This is a genomic window from Umezawaea endophytica, from assembly GCF_025061645.1.
Classification (GTDB): Bacteria; Actinomycetota; Actinomycetes; order Mycobacteriales; family Pseudonocardiaceae; genus Umezawaea; species Umezawaea endophytica.
This window is the reverse complement of sequence record NZ_JANYMP010000034.1, coordinates 41132-58187: the sequence shown is the minus strand read 5'-3', so window position 1 is coordinate 58187 and position 17056 is coordinate 41132. Positions and strand designations below refer to the sequence as shown.

The window sequence follows — 17056 nt, the reverse complement described above, 5'->3', positions numbered from 1 at the left end:
GGAAAGTCCTCCTCATCGGACGGTGTAGCCGCCGTCGACCGCGACGATCGAGCCGGTCACGTCGGTGGCGTCGTCGCTCGCCAGCCACCGCACGGACGCGGCGACGTCCTGGGCGCGCACGAGGCGGTTGGTCGGTTGGGTGGCCACGAAGGTCTTCTCGTGCTCGGTCCCGGTGAGTTCCAGGCAGCGCGCGATCTCGGCGAGCATCACGCCCTCGAGGTCCGGGTCGTCCTTCACGGAGCCGGGGCAGACCGCGTTGACCCGGACGCCGTGCGGTGCGTAGTCCAGCGCGGCGGCCTTCGTCAGCCCGATCAGCCCGTGCTTCGCGGCGACGTAACCCGCGAAGTGCCGGTACCCCACCAGTCCCGCGGTGGAGGCGATGTTGACGACGGCGCCGGAGCCGCGGCGGACCATGCCGGGGAGCACGAGCCGCATCATCCGGAACGCGCCGGTCAGGTCGACGTCGATCATCAACTGCCAGTCGTCGTCGGTCACCTGGTGGACCGGTTTGCCCGACGGCGACACCAGTCCCGCGTTGTTGACCAGGACGTCGATCCGGCCGTGCCGCTCCAGCGTCCGGTCGACCACGGCGGCCACGCCCGCGGTGTCGCGGATGTCGACCCGCTCGGTCGTGACGCTCACGCCGTGGTCGCGGCAGAGGTCCGCGGTCGTCTCGAGCTGGCTGCGGCTGCCGAGCGGGTACGGCACGCCGGGGAGGTCCTGGGCGACGTCCAGCAGGACCAGGTCGGCGCCGTCGGCCGCGAACGCGGTCGCGCACGCGCGGCCGATGCCGCGGGCCGCGCCGGTGATCATCACGAGCTTGCCGCTCACGCCACTCCTCCCGCCGCGAGGACCGAGGCCAGGCCGCGGATGGTCGGGGTGCGGTAGATCTGCTGCACGGTCACTTCCCCCAGTCGCCTGCCGCGGATCTCGGCGGCGATCCTGGCCGCCACCAAGGAGTTCCCGCCGACCAGGAACAGGTTGTCGTCCAGCCCGGCGCTCGCGCCGAGGATCGAGTGCCACACCTGCGCGACCTGGTCGGCGGTGTCCACGCCGGTCGGCGCGGGCGCCTCGGTCGTCGGCGTGGGCAGCCGCCCGACGTCGAGCTTCCCGTTGTCCGTCAACGGGAGCCGCCCGACAGCGGTGACCGTGCTCGGCACCATGTACGCGGGCAGGGCGCCCACCAGCCGGTCCCGCACCGCGTCCAGGTCGACCGGTCCGACCACGTAGGCGTCCAGGTGCACGTCGCCCGCGTCCCCGCGGCGGTTGACCACGACCGCGGCGGCCACGACCGTCGGATCGGCCAGCAGCTCGGCCTTGATCTCGCCGAGTTCGATCCGGTGGCCGCGGATCTTGACCTGGTCGTCGAGCCTGCCGAGGTGCTCCAGCTCGCCGTTGGCCAGCATCCTGCCCTTGTCGCCGCTGCGGTAGCGGCGTCCGTTGGGCCCTGTCGGGAACCGCTCGGCGCTCAGCTCCTGCTTGCCCAGGTAGCCGCGCGTCACGCCCGCGCCGCTGACCACGATCTCGCCCGCGACACCCGCGGGGACCGCCCGGCCGCGGGCGTCGAGCACCCGCAGCCGCCATCCGGGGATGGCCGTGCCGACCGACTTGCTGCCAGCCAGCGCGGCGCGGCGGTCGATCGGGAACCACGTGCAGTGCACGGTCGTCTCGGTGATGCCGTACATGTTCACCACCCGGCAGCGGTCCTCCGGGTTGCGGTCGAACCAGGCGGGCAGCATCCGGGAGTCGAGCTGCTCGCCACCGAAGACCAGCAGCCGCACCGAGAGCCGTTCCTCGGCGGCCAGGTCGACCGCCAGCAACTGGGTGAACGCGGACGGCGTCTGGTTGAGGACCGTGACCGACTGCGCGCGCAGCAGATTGTGGAACTCGTGCGGGTCGCGGGCGACCTCCTGCGGCACCACGACGACCCGGCCGCCGGTGGCCAGGCAGCCCCAGATCTCCCAGACCGAGAAGTCGAACGCGTAGGAGTGGAAGAACGTCCAGACGTCGTCGGGGCCGAAGTCGTAGTCCTTCGTGGACTCCAGCAGGGAGACGACGTTGCGGTGGTCCACCACCACGCCCTTGGGCTTCCCGGTCGACCCCGACGTGTAGATCACGTACGCCGCGTCGTCCGGCGACACCTCGGGCAGCGCCACCGGCTCCGCCGACACCGGACCGTCGATCACCGCGGCGAGACCCGCGTCGGCGACCATGTACTCCAGCCGCTTCGCCGGGTAGCCGGGGTCGAGCGGCACGTACGCGGCGCCCGCCTTGAGCACGCCCAGCAGCGCGGCCACGAGGTACGGCGTGCGGACCAGCGACACGCCGACCCGGTCACCCGGTTTGACCCCGACGGTCACCAGCCACGACGCCACGCGCGTCGCCGTCGCGTCCAGTTCGGCGTAGGACAGGGATTCCACGCCGCACGTAAGCGCGACGGCGTCCGGGTGCGCGAGCGCCCGCTCCGCGACCAGGCCGTGGATCGTGTGGTCGGAGGCCGCCAGCGGTCCACCGTCCGACACCGGGTCGACCCCGCGCAGCAGGTCGATCTCGCCGACGACCACGTCGCGGTCGAAGGCGACCAGCACGGCGTGCAGCGACCGCAGCAGGCCTTCCGCCGCCGCGTCGTCGACGAGGTCCGCGCGGTAGCGGCAGTGCAGGCGCCCGCCCTCGTCCAGGCGGACCACCACCGGAGCGGCCTGGGCCTGTTCCAGCTCGTCGAGGATCGCGACGGGCTTCGGCGTCCCGACGGCCAGCGTGGGCGTCCGGTCGGCCAGCGCCGCCTCCAGTGCGTGGACGGCGGCGACGTGCTCGGTGCCCGCGGCGTCCTCGTCCACGGTGGCGGTGATCGCCGTGCCGCCGGGCAGACCGATCAGCGGCGCGGTGGTCCCGGTGTAGCGCGAGAGGACGACGGCGCAGGCGGCGGCCAGCGTGCGCACCGGCACCGGGGCCATGCCGGTCTCCAGGGACCGGTCCCGCAGCCCCGTGCCGCTCTCCTGGCCGATCCTGGCCCACTCCACCGACCCCGCGAGGGGCCCGTCGAACTCGACCGGCGGCCGGGGCTCCGGGGCGGGGCCGCGGGGGTCCGCGAGCCACAGCGCCCACTCGCGCAGGCCCTCCTCGTCCATGACGGTCGCGTGCGCCGTCACGACCAGGCGCCGCACGTCGTCGGCGAGGTGCACCAGCACGACCCTCGTGCCCTGCCCGCGGTCCGGGTCGAGGGGACGGGCCATGACCCGGCGGCACGCGCTCGCGGCGTCCTCGCCGGTGAGGGCGAAGTGCTCCTCCAGCGCCGCGGACGTGACGGCGCTCGCGTCCACCAGCGCGGACCGCACCGCGAACCCGGCGTTCACAGCAGGCTCCCGGCCGAGACCCGGCGCAGCAGGTCGAACAGGGCCGAGGGGTCGTCCACCAGGTACATGTGCCCACCGGGCAACTCGACCTGGTCGCACCGGTCGGAGGTCGCGACCGCCCACTCCTCGCAGTCCTGCCTGGACACGATGTGGTCGTCCGCGCCGCGCACCACGGTGATCGGCACCGGGATCGGGCGCAGGTCCTGTGCCACGTAGGACTCGTGCAGTGCGACGTCGTGCCGCAGCGCGGGCAGCACGATGTCGCGCAGGTCGGGGTCGGCCAGTGCCGGGTGGGTGTAACCCGCGAGCTTCTCCACCCTGGCGACGAACTGGTCGTCGTCGAGGTCGGCCGCCTCGCGGGGCAGCGGGGTGACGGGGTTCGCGGAGCCGCTCACCACGAGGTGGAGCGGCGGCCGGAAGTCGACCAGCCTGCGCGCCACCTCGAACGCCAGCACCGCGCCGAAGCTGTGGCCGAACAGGGAGACCTGGTCGGACGGGCCGAGCGAACGGGCGATCTTCCCCGTGAGGTCGTCCGCCGCGGCGGCGACGTCGGCGTGGAAGGGCTCGATGAACAGCTCCTCCCGGCCGGGTAGCTGGACCGGTCGCACCTCGAAGCCGTGCAGCCCGGTGTCGGGCCAGGCCCGGTAGAACGACGCGCCTCCACCCGCGTAGGGGAAGCAGAACAACTTGTGGGTCACGACCTGTCCTCTTTCTGGAGCTCGGCGACGATCACGTCGGCGATCAGCCGCAGCGGCTCGGGCCGCATCATGTCGTGGTGCAGGCAGGAGATCCGGTGGTGTTCGACCTCGCCGTCGACGTAGGGCGTCCAGTCGACCGAGCCGGAGTCGGGCTCCAGGTCGGCGACGAAGTGCAGCAGCCTGCCCCGGTAGCGACCGGGTTCGAAGGCCGCCTGGAGCCGGACGTTCGCCCGCCAGGCGGCGACGCAGTCCATCAGCCCCTGCTCGTCGAGGCCTGCGAGCGGGTGGTCGTCCCGGCGGAAGACCTCCAGGACCTCCAGCGCCGTCGACGCTTTCTCCTCCGGCGGGTAGCCGAAGAACGCGAGGATCGCGCCCAGCAGTTCGCGGTCGTCCGGCAGGTCACCGGGTTCGGGGACCGGGTGACTGTCCAGGCTGGCCAGCAGAGCGACCTCCTCCCCCTGGTCCTGGAGGAGCGTGGCCATCGCGTGCGCCACCAGACCGCCGAACGACCAGCCGAGCAGGTGGTAGGGGCCGGACGGCTGCACCGAGCGGATCTGCTCGACGTAGTCGGCCGCCATCTCCTCGACGGTGCCCGGCAGCCGGTCCGGTTCCCTCATCCCGCGGGCCTGGAGCCCGTAGAGCGGGTAGCGCGGACCGAGGTGCGCCGCCAGTCCCATGTAGGACCAGCTAATGCCGCCGGACGGGTGGACGCAGTGGATGGGTGGTCCGTCCCCGTTGACCCGCAACGGGAGCAGCACGTCCAGGGCCGCGCCGCCGTTGCCCGCCCGGCCGATCTTCCTGGCCAGGCCGGAGACGCTCGGCGCCTCGAACATGTCCCGGATGGACAGTCGCACACCCAGCACGGCCCGCACCCGGCCGATGAACCTGGCCGCCAGCAGGGAGTGGCCCCCCAGGTCGAAGAAGCTCGCCTGGACGTCGACCTCCGGCAGGCCGAGCACCTCGCCGAACAGCCCGGCGAGCAGTTCCTCCTGCGGCGTCCGGACCGCACGGGCCGCGTCGCCGCCGAAGTCGGGGGCGGGCAGCGCCTTGCGGTCGAGCTTCCCGTTGGGCGTCAACGGGATCCGCTCCAGCGGCACCACGACGGAGGGGACCATGTAGTCGGGCAGCAGGGCGGCCATCCGGTCCCGCAGCTCGGACAGGTCGCCGTCGGCCACGACGTACCCGACGAGCCGGTCGTCCAGCAGGGCGACGACGGCCCGGTCGACCCCGGCGAGTTCCGCCAGCACCGACTCGACCTCGCCGAGTTCGATCCGGTGGCCGCGCAGCTTCACCTGGTCGTCGGCGCGGCCGACGTACACCAGCTCGCCGTCCGCGCGCCGCTTGGCGAGGTCACCCGACCGGTACATCCGGGAACCGGGCGGCCCGAACGGGTCCGCGACGAACCGCGCGGCCGTGAGACCGGGGTTGTTCAGGTAGCCGCGGGCGAGCCCGCCGCCCGCGAGGTACAGCTCACCGGTCACGCCGACCGGCACGGGGCGGAGCAGGTCGTCGAGGACGGTCAGCCTGGCGTTCCCCTGGGGCAGACCGATCGGGACCGGCCCCGGCGGCACCGGGTCGCCCGGCGCGATGCGGTGCTCGGCGCAGTTGACCGTCGCCTCGGTCGGGCCGTAGACGTTGTACACCACCACGTCCGGGTGCTCCTCCCGCCAGCCCGCCAGCGCCTCACCGGTGAGCGCCTCGCCCCCGAGCAGGAGTTCGCCGGTCGGCGAGAACTCCGGCGGCAGCTCGCGGAGCAGCGCGAGGTGGCTCGGGGTGGCCTTGAGGAACTCGGTGGGCGTCCGCGTGACCGCGGTGCCCTCGGCCGACGAGGGGTCCTCCAGTCCCGACAGCACGACCCGGCCGCCGGACGCCAGCGGCGTCAGCAGGGCCGTCACGGTGAGGTCGAACGACACCCGCGAGTGCACCAGCGCGGTGCCCGACGAGCTGGCGTAGGACGACCTCGTCCACCCCAGGTAGTCCGTCAGCGAGCGGTGTTCCACCACCACGCCCTTGGGACGACCGGTCGAGCCGGAGGTGTAGATGACGTAGGCCGCGTCCCGCACGTCCAGCGGACGGGTGCGGTCGGCGTCCACCGGGTCGACGGCCCGCGAGAGCGCCAGGGAGCGGCGCGTCGCCTGCGTGTCGACGCGGACGACCGGCACACCGATCACCGGCGCGTCCGCTCCCGCCAGCACCAGCGCGGGTTTCGCGTCGCCCACCAGGTAGGCGATCCGCTCGGCCGGGTGGTCCAGTTCGATCGGCAGGTACGCCGCGCCCGCCTTGAGCACGCCCAGCAGCGAGGCCACGAGGTCGACCGACCTCGGGAACGCCAGCCCGACGACGTCGCCGGGGCCGATCCCGTCGGCGATCAGCAGGTGCGCGATCCGGTTGGCCCGGACGTTCAGCTCCGCGTAGGACAGCTCCTCCGCGGCGACCACCAGCGCGGTGGCCGCCGGCGTCGCAAGCGCTTGGCGCTGGAACAGCTCCGGCATCGTGAACGGCTCCACCGCGAAGGCGGTGTCGTTCCACCCGCTGGTGACGGCGTGCCGCTCGGCGGGCTCGACGACGTCGAGCGCGGCGAGGCGGACGTCCGGGTCGGCCGCGGCCGAGCGGAGGACGCGCACCAGCATCGCGGCGATCCGCTCGACCGTCGCGCGGTCGTAGAGGTCGGTGCTGAAGTCGACGACCGCGCGCAGGACGTCGGCGTCGACGGTGAACTCGAACCGGAAGTCGAACTTGACCGTGCCGGTGCCGACCGGCAGCACCGCGGCCTCCAGACCGGGCAGCCGCACCTCGGCGGGCGGGTTGTTCTGCATCACCAGCATCGTCTGGAACAGCGGCGGCACCGACGTGGACCGGACCGGGTTCAGGACGTCGACCAGCCGGTCGAACGGCAGGTCCTGGTGGGCGTAGGCGGCCAGGTCGACCGCACGCACCCGACCGAGCAGGTCCCGGAAGCTCGGGTTGCCCGCGACGTCGGTGCGCAGCACCAGCGTGTTGATGAACATGCCGACGAGGTCGTCGAGCGCGTCGTCGGTCCGACCGGCGACAGGGGTGCCGATCGGGATGTCCGTGCCCGCGCCCAGCGCGTGCAGCAGGGACGCCAACCCGCTTTGCAGCACCATGAACAGGCTGGTCCCGGTCTGCCTGGCCAGCGCGGCGAGCGCCTCGTGCAGGTCGGCGTCGATCTCGAAGCGGATCGTGTCGCCGTGGTGGCCCGCCACGGCGGGCCGCGGCCGGTCGGCGGGCAGGCTCAACTGGTCGGGGAGGCCGGCGAGCTGGTCCTGCCAGTAGGCGAGCTGCCGCGACGCGGTGCTGGTCGGGTCGTCCTCGGAACCGAGCAACGTCCGGTGCCAGGCGCTGTAGTCGACGTACTGCACCGGGAGCGGGGTCCACTCGGGACTGACGCCGGTCCGGCGGGCCGCGTACGCCTCGGCCAGGTCGGCGGCCAGCGGCGCCATCGACCAGCCGTCGCCCGCGATGTGGTGCACCACGACCAGCAGCACGTGGTCCCGTGGCGCCAGCGCGAAGAGCTCGGCGCGGATCGGGACGTCGGCGGTGAGGTCGAACCCGCGGCCCACCGCCGCGGCGAGGGCCTTGTCCAGCGTGCTCTCGTCGGTCGCGGCGACCGGGATGGTGAGCCGGACGTCGTCCAGGACGCGCTGGCGCGGTTCGCCGTCGGCCTCCGGGAAGACCGTCCGCAGGCTCTCGTGCCGTTCGACGACGTCCGACAGCGCCCGTTCGAGCGCGGTCCGGTCGAGGTCCCCGACCAGCCGCAGCGCGATCGGGATGTTGTAGGTGGAGGTCCCGCCCTCCAGGCGGTTGAGGAACCAGAGCCGCTGCTGACCGGACGACAGCGGGATGGTGTCCGGGCGGTCCGAGCGGACCAGCGGCGGCCGGACCGGGGTGTCGTCGGCGAACCCGGCCGCGAGCCCCACGACGGTCGGCGCGTCGAACAGCTCCCGCAGGGACAGCTCCGCGCCGAGGACGGTCCGCGCGCGGCTGATCAGCCTGGTGGCGAGCAGCGAGTGGCCACCCAGGTCGAAGAAGCTGTCGTGCACGCCCACCTTCGGGACGTCCAGCACCTCGGCGAACAGGCCGCAGAGGACCTCCTCGGTCACCGTGCGCGGCTGCTGCCACGGCGCGGCGCCGCCGAAGTCCGGCGCGGGCAGCGCCTTGCGGTCGACCTTGCCGTTGGCCGTGAGCGGCAGTTCGGGCAGGCCGACGAACAGCGACGGCACCATGTAGTCGGGCAGGACCAGGCCCGCCTCGTCCCTGATGGCGGTGGTGTCGCCGACGACGTAGGCCACCAGGCGCTTGGTGCCCAGCGCGTCGCCACGGGCGACGACCGTGACGTCCAGGACGCCGTCGACACCGCGCAGCGCCGTCTCGACCTCGCCCAGTTCGATGCGGTGACCGCGGATCTTCACCTGGTCATCGCGCCGCTCCAGGAACTCCAGTTGACCGTCGGGCCTGCGCAACACCCGGTCGCCGGTGCGGTACAGGCGCTTCCCGGCCGTGAACGGGTCGGCCACGAACACCGCCGCCGTGCGGGCGGGGTCGTTCAGGTAACCGCGGCCGACACCCGCGCCGCCGACGTACAGCTCACCCGGCACGCCGACCGGGACCAGCCCGAGGTCGTCGCCCAGCACGTAGAGCCTGGTGTTCCGGACGGCCTTGCCGATCGGCGCACGCGCGCCGGGGTCGCCGGTGATGACGGCGTGGGTCACGTCGTCGGAGCACTCGGTCGGGCCGTAGGCGTTCACCAGCGGGATCGCCGGGAACCGCTCCGCCCACCGGACGCACAGGTCCGGGGCCAGTGCCTCACCCGTGACGACCAGCCACCGCAGCTTCGCCAGGTCCGGCACGGCAGCGCCGGAGTCCCAGGCGTCCAAAGCGGTGCGCAGCAACGACGGCACCACTTCCAGCACCGTCACACCGTCCAGGGCGAACAGCGCCGCCGGGTCCATCGCGGTCTCCCGACCGACCACCCGCGTCGTGCCACCCACCACGAGTGCGACGAGCGTCTGCCACACCGAGATGTCGAACGTCAGCGGCGCGTTCTGCACCACCGTGTCCACATCGGACAGACCCAGGTCCTCCACCTTCGCCAACAGGTGGTTCACCATCCCGCCGCGGTGCACCATCGCGCCCTTGGGCACACCGGTGGAACCGGACGTGAAGATCACGTACCCGAGGTCGTCACCGACACCGGAGACCGGCGCCAGGTCGTCATCGGCCGCGTCGTCCAGGACGAGCACGTCGACGCCGTCCCCGGCGATCGACCGCGCCACCTCGGTGTGCTCAGGGCCCACCAGGAGCAGCCCGATGCCGCCGTCCGCCACGAGACCGGCGTTCCTCGTCACCGGCGCGGTGGGGTCGAGAGGCACATAGGCCGAACCAGCGCCCAGGACGCCCAACACCGAGACGACGAACCCGATACCGGGGTCGGACAGCACACCCACCAGCGGCGCGTCGACTCGACGGGACACCGCACTCGCCCGAGCCACCAGCTCCGAGTACGTCACCGAACCCGAATCATCAACCACCGCAACGGCATCCGGCACGGACAGAGCGAATTCACGCACCCGCTCCACCACGTCCTCGAACCCACCGGCCCGATCCGTGGCGTTCCACTCCACCAGCAGCCGCTCCCGCTCCGCGGGCTCCAGCACGTCGACGGCGCTGATCCGCCGATCGGGGTCGGCGACGACCGTGGACAGCAGGCGCACCAGTTGCTCGACCATGCGGGCCGCGGTGGACCGGTCGAACAGGTCGGTGCTGAACTTCAGCAGACCCTCGACGCCCTGGCCGACACCGGTGGCGTCGTGCTCCTCGATGAAGTCGAAATGCAGGTCCACGTCTGCCGCGGGCGTGCTGAGCAGTTCCGCGGACGTGCGCAGCGAGGGCAGGTCGACCTCGGCGGTCGCGTTGTTCTGCAAGATCAGCACGACCTGGAACAGGGGCTGGCGCGACCTCGACCGGACGGGGTTGAGCACCTCCACCAGCCGCTCGAACGGCAGGTCCTGGTTGGCGTACGCCGCGAGGTCGGTCTCCCGGACCCGGCCGAGCAGTTCGCGGAACGTCGGGTCGCCCGCCACGTCGGCGCGCAGCACCAGCGTGTTCAGGAAGAACCCGACCAGGTCGTCGAGCGCGTCGTCGGTGCGGCCCGCGATCGGCGCGCCGATGGGGATGTCCGTGCCCGCGCCGAGCTTGCCGAAGAGGGCCGAGAGCGCGGCCTGGAGCACCATGAACGTGCTGGCGCCGGTCGTCCGCGCGAGGTCGGCCACTCCCCGGTGCAGGTCGGCGGGCAGCTCGAACCTGATGGTGTCGCCGCGGTAGCTGGACACGTCCGGACGCGGCCGGTCGGTCGGCAGCCCCAGCTCGTCGGGGAGGTCGGCGAGCGCCGCGCGCCAGAACGCCAACTGCTTCGCCGCCACGCTGTCCGGCGCGTCCTCGTCGCCGAGCAGGTCGCGCTGCCACAGCGCGTAGTCCGCGTACTGCACCGGGAGCGGCGTCCACTCCGGGGCGGACCCGGCCAGGCGGGCCCGGTAGGCGTGGGCGAGGTCGCGGGCCAGCGGGGTGGCGGACCAGCCGTCACTGGCGATGTGGTGCGACGTCAGCAGGAGGACGTGCTCCTCGGGGGCGAGGGAGAACAGTTCCGCCCGCACGGGCAGGTCGGTGGTGAGGTCCCAGCCGCGGCTCGCGGCCGAGACGAGCGCGGCGTTCAGCTCCTCCTCGGACACGTCCTGCTCGATCATCCTGGGCAGGACCGTCCTGATCTCCTGCCGCGGCGAGCCGTCGACCTCGGGGTAGACGGTCCGGAGGACCTCGTGCCGGTCGACCACGTCGGCGAACGCGTCGCGCAGCGCGCCGCGGTCGAGCTTGCCGCTGAGCCGCAGGGCCAGCGGGATCGTGTACGTGGCCGAGTCGCCCTCGAGCCTGTTGAGGAACCACAGCCGCTGCTGCCCGAACGACAGCGGCAGCACGTCGGGGCGCTCCCCCGCGACCAGCGCGGGCCTGTTCCGGCCGCCGCCCAGCCGTCCGGCGAGGTCGGCGGGCGTCTGCGCCTCGAACAGGTCGCGCACCGCCAGCTCGGAGTCCAGCATCGTCCGCGCGCGGCTGACCAGTCGGTTGGCCAGCAGCGACTGGCCGCCCGACTCGAAGAAGTTGTCGTCGCGGCCGACCCGCGGCAGGTTCAGGACCTCGGCGAACAGGCCGCAGAGGATCTCCTCCTGCGGGGTGCGAGGAGCCCGGTAGGTGTCCTCGGGTTCGGACACCGGTTCGGGCACCACCTCCGGCGCCCGAACCGGGAGCTTGCGCACGACCTTGCCGACCCGCTCGGCGGTCGTGCCGTTCCACCTGACCAGTTCACCGGTGCGCATCAGCCACGTGCCGTCCCCGGCAACGGGGCTCGACACGAACCGCTCGCCCTCCGGGTCCATCACCTCGGGCGACAGGCCGGGAACCGCGGGGCTGGCGAAGAACAGCTCGCCCGCGACACCGCGCGGGACGGGCCGCAGGTACTCGTCGAGCACGAACGTCCTGGCGTCGCGGTACTCCTGGACGAGCTGCCGCCGTTCGAAGCCGTCCAGCACGTCGACCGCGCCCAGGTGCTGGTCCGCGTCGGCGGTGAAGGACTCCAGGATCCGCAGGAACCGGACGCCCATCAGCTCGACCGTCGTCTCGTCGAACAGGTCCTCGCTGTACTCGACGGACAGCGTGACGCCTCCGGCCGCCAGCTCGGTGAACTCGAAGTTGAGGTCGAACTTGGCCGTGCCGATGGTGTGCACGCGGAACTCGGTGGCCAGCCCGGCCAGTTCCGGCGGGTCGGCGATCTCGTTCTGGTAGGCCATCACGACCTGGAACAGCGGCTGCTTCGCCAGCGAACGGGCGGGCCGGAGCACCTCGACCAGGCGCTCGAACGGCAGGTCCTGGTTGGCGTACGCCGCGAGGTCGGTCTCCCGGACCCGGCCGAGCAGGTCCCGCACCGTCGGGTCGCCGGACAGGTCGTTGCGCAGCAGCAGGGTGTTGATGAACAGGCCGACCAGGTCGTCGAGCGCTTCGTCGGTGCGACCGGCGATCGGGATGCCGATCGGGATGTCGGTGCCCGCGCCGAGCTTGTGCATCATCGTGGCGAGCGCCGCCTGCACGACCATGAAGACGCTGGTCCCGGTTTCCCTGGCCAGGTCGGCGACCTGGCCGTGCAGGGCGGGTTCGACCGCCACGACGACCGTTCCGCCGCGGTTGGACCGGGTGGCGGGCCGCGGCCGGTCCACGGGCAGCGCCACGTCGTCCGGCAGGTCCGCGAGCTGGTCCCGCCAGTAGGCGAGCTGCTGCGCCGCCGGGCTCGTCGGGTCCTCCTCGTCGCCGAGCAGGTCGCGCTGCCAGATGCTGTAGTCGATGTACTGCACGGTGAGCGGCGTCCACACGGGCGCGTGCCCGGCCACGCGGGCCGAGTAGGCCTCGGCGAGGTCGCGGCGCAGCGGTCCCGCGGACCAGCCGTCGCTGGAGATGTGGTGCAGGGACAGGACGAGGTGGTGCTCCCGCGGGCCGACGGCGAACAGCCGGGCCCGGACGGGCGCCTCCGAGACGATGTCGAACGGGATGGCGGCGAACTCGGTGATCGCGTTCGCGAGGCCTGCCTCGGTCACCGGCACGACGTCCAGCCCGGTGACCACGGCGGCCGGGTCGAGCACGACCTGGTGCGGGGTGCCGCCCTGCTCGGGGAAGACCGTGCGCAGGGTCTCGTGCCGCTCGACGAAGTCGCCGAGCGCCGCTTCCAGCGCCCGCACGTCGAGGTCACCGGTCAGCCGCAGCACGGCGGGCACGTTGTAGGTGGCGTTCGGGCCTTCGAGCTGGTTGAGGAACCACAGCCGCTGCTGTCCGGGGGACAGCGGGACCAGTTCGGGCCGCACGGCGCCCACCAGCGCCCGGCGGGGCCGTCCGCCCGTCAGGCCCGCGGCGAGCGCGGCGACGGTCGGGGCGTCGAACAGCTCCCGCAGCGTCAGCTCGGCGCCGAGGACGGTCCGCACGCGGCCGATCAGCCTGGTCGCGATCAGGGAGTGGCCACCGAGGTCGAAGAAGCTGTCGTCCACGCCGACCACCGGCACGCCCAGCACCTCGGCGAACAGCCCGCAGAGGATCTCCTCGCCGGGGGTGCGCGGTGCGCTCGACGTCGACACGGCGCTGAAGTCCGGCGCTGGCAGCGCCTTGCGGTCGACCTTGCCGTTGGCCGTCAGGGGGAGTTCCGCGAGCCCCACGACGACCGAGGGGACCATGTAGTCGGGCAGCACGGCGCTCACCGCCGCCTTCACGCCCGCCGTGTCGCCGACGACGTAGCCGATCAGCCGCTTCTGCCCGGAGGCGTCCGCGCCGACCGAGACGACGGCGTCGGTGATCCCGTCCAGGCCGCGCAGGGCGCTCTCGATCTCGCCTAGCTCGATCCGGTGGCCCCTGATCTTCACCTGGTGGTCGCGGCGCTCCAGGAACTCCAGTTGGCCGTCGGACCGGTACACCACGCGGTCACCGGTGCGGTACATGCGCTTCCCGGCGGTGAACGGGTCGGCCACGAACACCGCGGAGGTGCGGACCGGGTCGTTCAGGTAGCCGCGGCCGACACCCGAGCCGCCGACGTACAGCTCGCCGGGCACGCCCTGGGGTACCGGTGCCAGGTCGTCGCCCAGCACGTACAGCCGCGTGTTGCGCACCGCACGGCCGATGGGGGCTCGAACTCCGGGATCGCCGGTGATGAGGGCGTGGGTCACGTCGTCGGAGCACTCGGTCGGACCGTAGGCGTTCACCAGCGGGATGGCCGGGTACCGCTCCGTCCACCGGACGCAGAGGTCCGGAGCGAGTGCCTCACCCGTGACGACCAGCCACCGCAGCTTCGAGAGGTCCGGGAGCGCCGCGCCGGAATCCCAGGCGTCCAACGCCGTCCGGAGCAGCGACGGCACCACTTCCAGTACCGTCACACCGTCGAGCGCGAACAGCGCCGCCGGGTCCATCGCGGTGTCGCGGCCGACGACCCTCGTCGTGCCACCCACCACCAGGGCCACCAGCGACTGCCACACCGAGATGTCGAACGTCAGTGGCGCGTTCTGCACCACCGTGTCCACATCGGACAGACCCAGGTCCTCCACCTTCGCCAACAGGTGGTTCACCATGCCGCCGCGGTGCACCATCGCGCCCTTGGGCACACCGGTGGAACCGGACGTGAAGATCACGTACCCGAGGTCGTCCGACCGGCCCGACAGCTCCGCCAGGTGCTCGTCGGCGGCGTCGTCCAGCACGACCACGTCGACACCGCCGCCCGCGATCGACCGCGCCACCTCGGCGTGCGCCGGGCCGACCAGGAGCAGCCCGATACCGCTGTCGGCCACGAGGGCGGCGTTCCGGGAGGTCGGCGCCTCAGGATCCAGTGGCACGTAAGCGGAACCAGCGCCGAGCACGCCCAACACCGAGACCACGAACCCGATACCGGGGTCGGACAGCACACCCACCAGAGGAGCACCGACCCGGCGCGACACCGCACTTGCCCGAGCCACCAGCTCCGAGTACGTCACCGAACCCGAATCATCAACCACCGCAACGGCATCCGGCACGGACAGAGCGAATTCACGCACCCGCTCGACCACGTCCTCGAACCCACCGGCCCGATCCGTGGCGTTCCACTCCACCAGCAGCCGCTCCCGCTCAGCGGGCTCCAGCACGTCGATCCGGCTCAGCGGTTCGTCCGGCGACAGCGAGGTGAACGCGTCGAGGAAGTCGTGGAAGCGGTTGAGGTGTCCGACCAGCTCGTCCGGCGAGTACAGGTCCGTGTTGCCGTCGAAGTACATGCCCAGGCCGTCGTCGGCGGTCGGGAACACGGTGATCGTCAGGTCGTCGCTCGGCGCGGTCGACAGGTTCGACGTGGTCACGGTGCACGTGCCGAACCGCATCTCCTCCACGAACGACACCACGTTGACCTCGGGGCCGAACGGGCGGCGGTCGTCGGGCGCGAGCCCCATGAGTTCGCGGACCTGCCTGCCGCGGAACCTCTGGTGCCGCAAGGCCTTGCCGAGTTCACCGCCCGCGAGCGCCAGCAGCTCGGCGCGCGTCGTCGTCGGCGCGATGCGCAGGGCCAGCGGCACGACGTTCGCCCGCATGCCGGGCACCGCCTTCGTGGCGGCGGTGGCCCGCGCGGTCACCGGCATGGACAGCACGGCGTCCTGGCGGCCGGTCATCCGCTGGGCGTACGCGGCCGTGGCCGCGACCACCAGGGTCGGCAGGGCCGCCCTGGCGTCCCACGCCACCGACCGCATGCGGGTGGCGACGTCGTGGTCGATGTCGAGGACCAGGCGGGTGTGGTGGCGCACGGGCGTCGCGGGACGTCCGGAGATCTCGGTCAGCTCGACGGGTTCGGGGAACCGGTCGGCCCAGTACCGGCGGTCCCGCTCGAAGTGCGGGGACTCGCGGTAGGCGAGTTCCTCGTCGACCAGGACGTCCACCCCGGCGAACGCGCCGTCCAGGTAGGGCTCGCCGTCCTGCATCGCGGTGTAGACCTGGGCCAGCCTGCGGGTGAACAGCGCCTCGCTGAACCCGTCCCACAGGATGTGGTGCGCCCGCTGGTAGAACAGGACCCTGGTGAGCGAGAGCTTGATCAGGGCGAACCCGAACAGCAGCGGCGCGTCGAGGCCCACCGCGGTCGTGAGGTCGGCCTGCATCCAGTCGAACGCCTCCGAGTACGGGGCTTCGGCACCGACCAGGTCGACGACCTGGAGGTCCCAGTCCACGGCGGGGCGCACGACCTGGACGACCTCGCCGTCCTGCTGCTCGAACCGGACGCGCAGGCAGTCGGTCTCGTCGACGCAGTGCCGGATCGCCTTCTCGAACAGCGCGGTGTCGAGCTGACCGTCGATCGTGTAGTACTCGGCGATGTTCCAGATCGGGTTGCCCGGATCCAACTGCTGCGCGTACCAGAGCTCGGTCTGCGCCGCCGACAGCGGCAGTCGTTTCCCTGTCTGTTCAGTCATTGGACCGCGCTCCCGCGTTCTCGAGTTCGGCGGCGAGCACGTCCTCGCCGTAGATGTCGCGCAGCCAGTTCTCCTGGTAGACGGTGTCCAGGTACCGCTCCCCCAGGTCGGGGGAGATCGCGACGGAGATCAGGTCCCGGCCCGCGGCGTTCTCGTCGAGCCACGCGCGCGCCCCGCTGACCACGGTCCCGGTGGAGCCGCCGAAGAGGAACCCGTGCCGCGCCAGGCGGTGGCAGGCGCGGATGGTGTCCGCCTCCTGGACGTAGACCACGTCGTCGACCAGCGATTCGACCAGGAGGTCGGGTCGGACGCTCGTGCCGAGACCGGGGATCATGCGCGGACCCGGCGCGCCGCCGAAGGTGACCGATCCGGCGCTGTCCACGGCGACGATCCGGACCGGCAGGCCCTCGTCGCGGAAGTACCGGGCGCAGCCCATCAGCGTGCCGGTGGTGCCCGCGCCGACGAACAGCACGTCGAGGTCGGGGAACTGGGTCGCGATGGCGGGCGCCGTGCGCCGGTAGTGGGCCTTCCAGTTGTTCACGTTCGCGTACTGGTTGAGCCACAGGCAGTTCGGGTCCGAGGCGACCATGTCGCGCACGTACGCGATCCGCGCGCCCAGGAAACCGCCGTCGGCGTCGGGCTCGGTGATGGTGTGCACCTGGCTGCCCAGGGACTCCATCATCCGGCGGGTGGTCAGGTTGCACCGCGAGTCGGTGACGCAGATGAACCGGTAGCCCTTGTGCGCCGCGATGATGCTCAGCGCGATGCCGAGGTTGCCGGACGAGGACTCGACGATGACCGAGTCGCGGGTCAACCTGCCGCTGCGTTCGGCGGCGGCGATCATCTCGGCTGCCGCCTTGAGCTTGACCGACCCAGCGAAGTTGAAGCCCTCGCACTTCAGGTACAGGGACCGGTCCAACACCGCACCGAGGTCGACGAACAGGTCTTCGACGTGGAAGTCCTGCGGAGCCGTGATGATCGACATGGCACC

The 17056-nt window shown here is 72.3% G+C and carries 5 protein-coding genes; all 5 read right to left on the bottom strand.

Annotated elements, in window-relative coordinates:
• Window positions 1-12: 12 nt before the first annotated feature.
• The 5 genes from NZH93_RS42580 to sbnA are packed head-to-tail and all read right to left on the bottom strand — an operon-like array spanning window position 13 to window position 17050.
• Window positions 13-831 (bottom strand): SDR family oxidoreductase, encoded by an 819-nt coding sequence (locus tag NZH93_RS42580; protein ID WP_259629025.1) that lies wholly within the window; start codon window positions 829-831, stop codon window positions 13-15.
• Window positions 828-3353, bottom strand: a complete 2526-nt coding sequence (locus NZH93_RS42575) for a non-ribosomal peptide synthetase (protein WP_259629024.1) — start codon at window positions 3351-3353, stop codon at window positions 828-830. Before NZH93_RS42575 ends, NZH93_RS42580 begins: the two co-directional genes overlap by 4 nt.
• The gene (locus NZH93_RS42570) at window positions 3350-4051 is read right to left on the bottom strand and encodes a thioesterase II family protein (protein WP_259629023.1); all 702 of its coding nucleotides are present in this window, start codon (window positions 4049-4051) and stop codon (window positions 3350-3352) included. Before NZH93_RS42570 ends, NZH93_RS42575 begins: the two co-directional genes overlap by 4 nt.
• Window positions 4048-16065, bottom strand: a complete 12018-nt coding sequence (locus NZH93_RS42565; RefSeq protein WP_259629022.1) for a non-ribosomal peptide synthetase — start codon at window positions 16063-16065, stop codon at window positions 4048-4050. The genes NZH93_RS42570 and NZH93_RS42565 overlap by 4 nt, the downstream gene beginning before the upstream one ends.
• A complete protein-coding gene (sbnA, locus tag NZH93_RS42560; protein ID WP_259629021.1) occupies window positions 16058-17050 on the bottom strand; it encodes a 2,3-diaminopropionate biosynthesis protein SbnA in 993 nt (330 codons plus the stop codon). The genes NZH93_RS42565 and sbnA overlap by 8 nt, the downstream gene beginning before the upstream one ends.
• Between the last annotated feature and the right edge of the window lie 6 nt (window positions 17051-17056).

Excerpts from the sequence above, each read along its gene's own strand:
- NZH93_RS42565 (WP_259629022.1), bottom strand. The coding sequence starts at position 16,065 with ATGACTGAACAGACAGGGAAACGACTGCCGCTGTCGGCGGCGCAGACC.
- sbnA (WP_259629021.1), bottom strand. The coding sequence starts at position 17,050 with ATGTCGATCATCACGGCTCCGCAGGACTTCCACGTCGAAGACCTGTTC.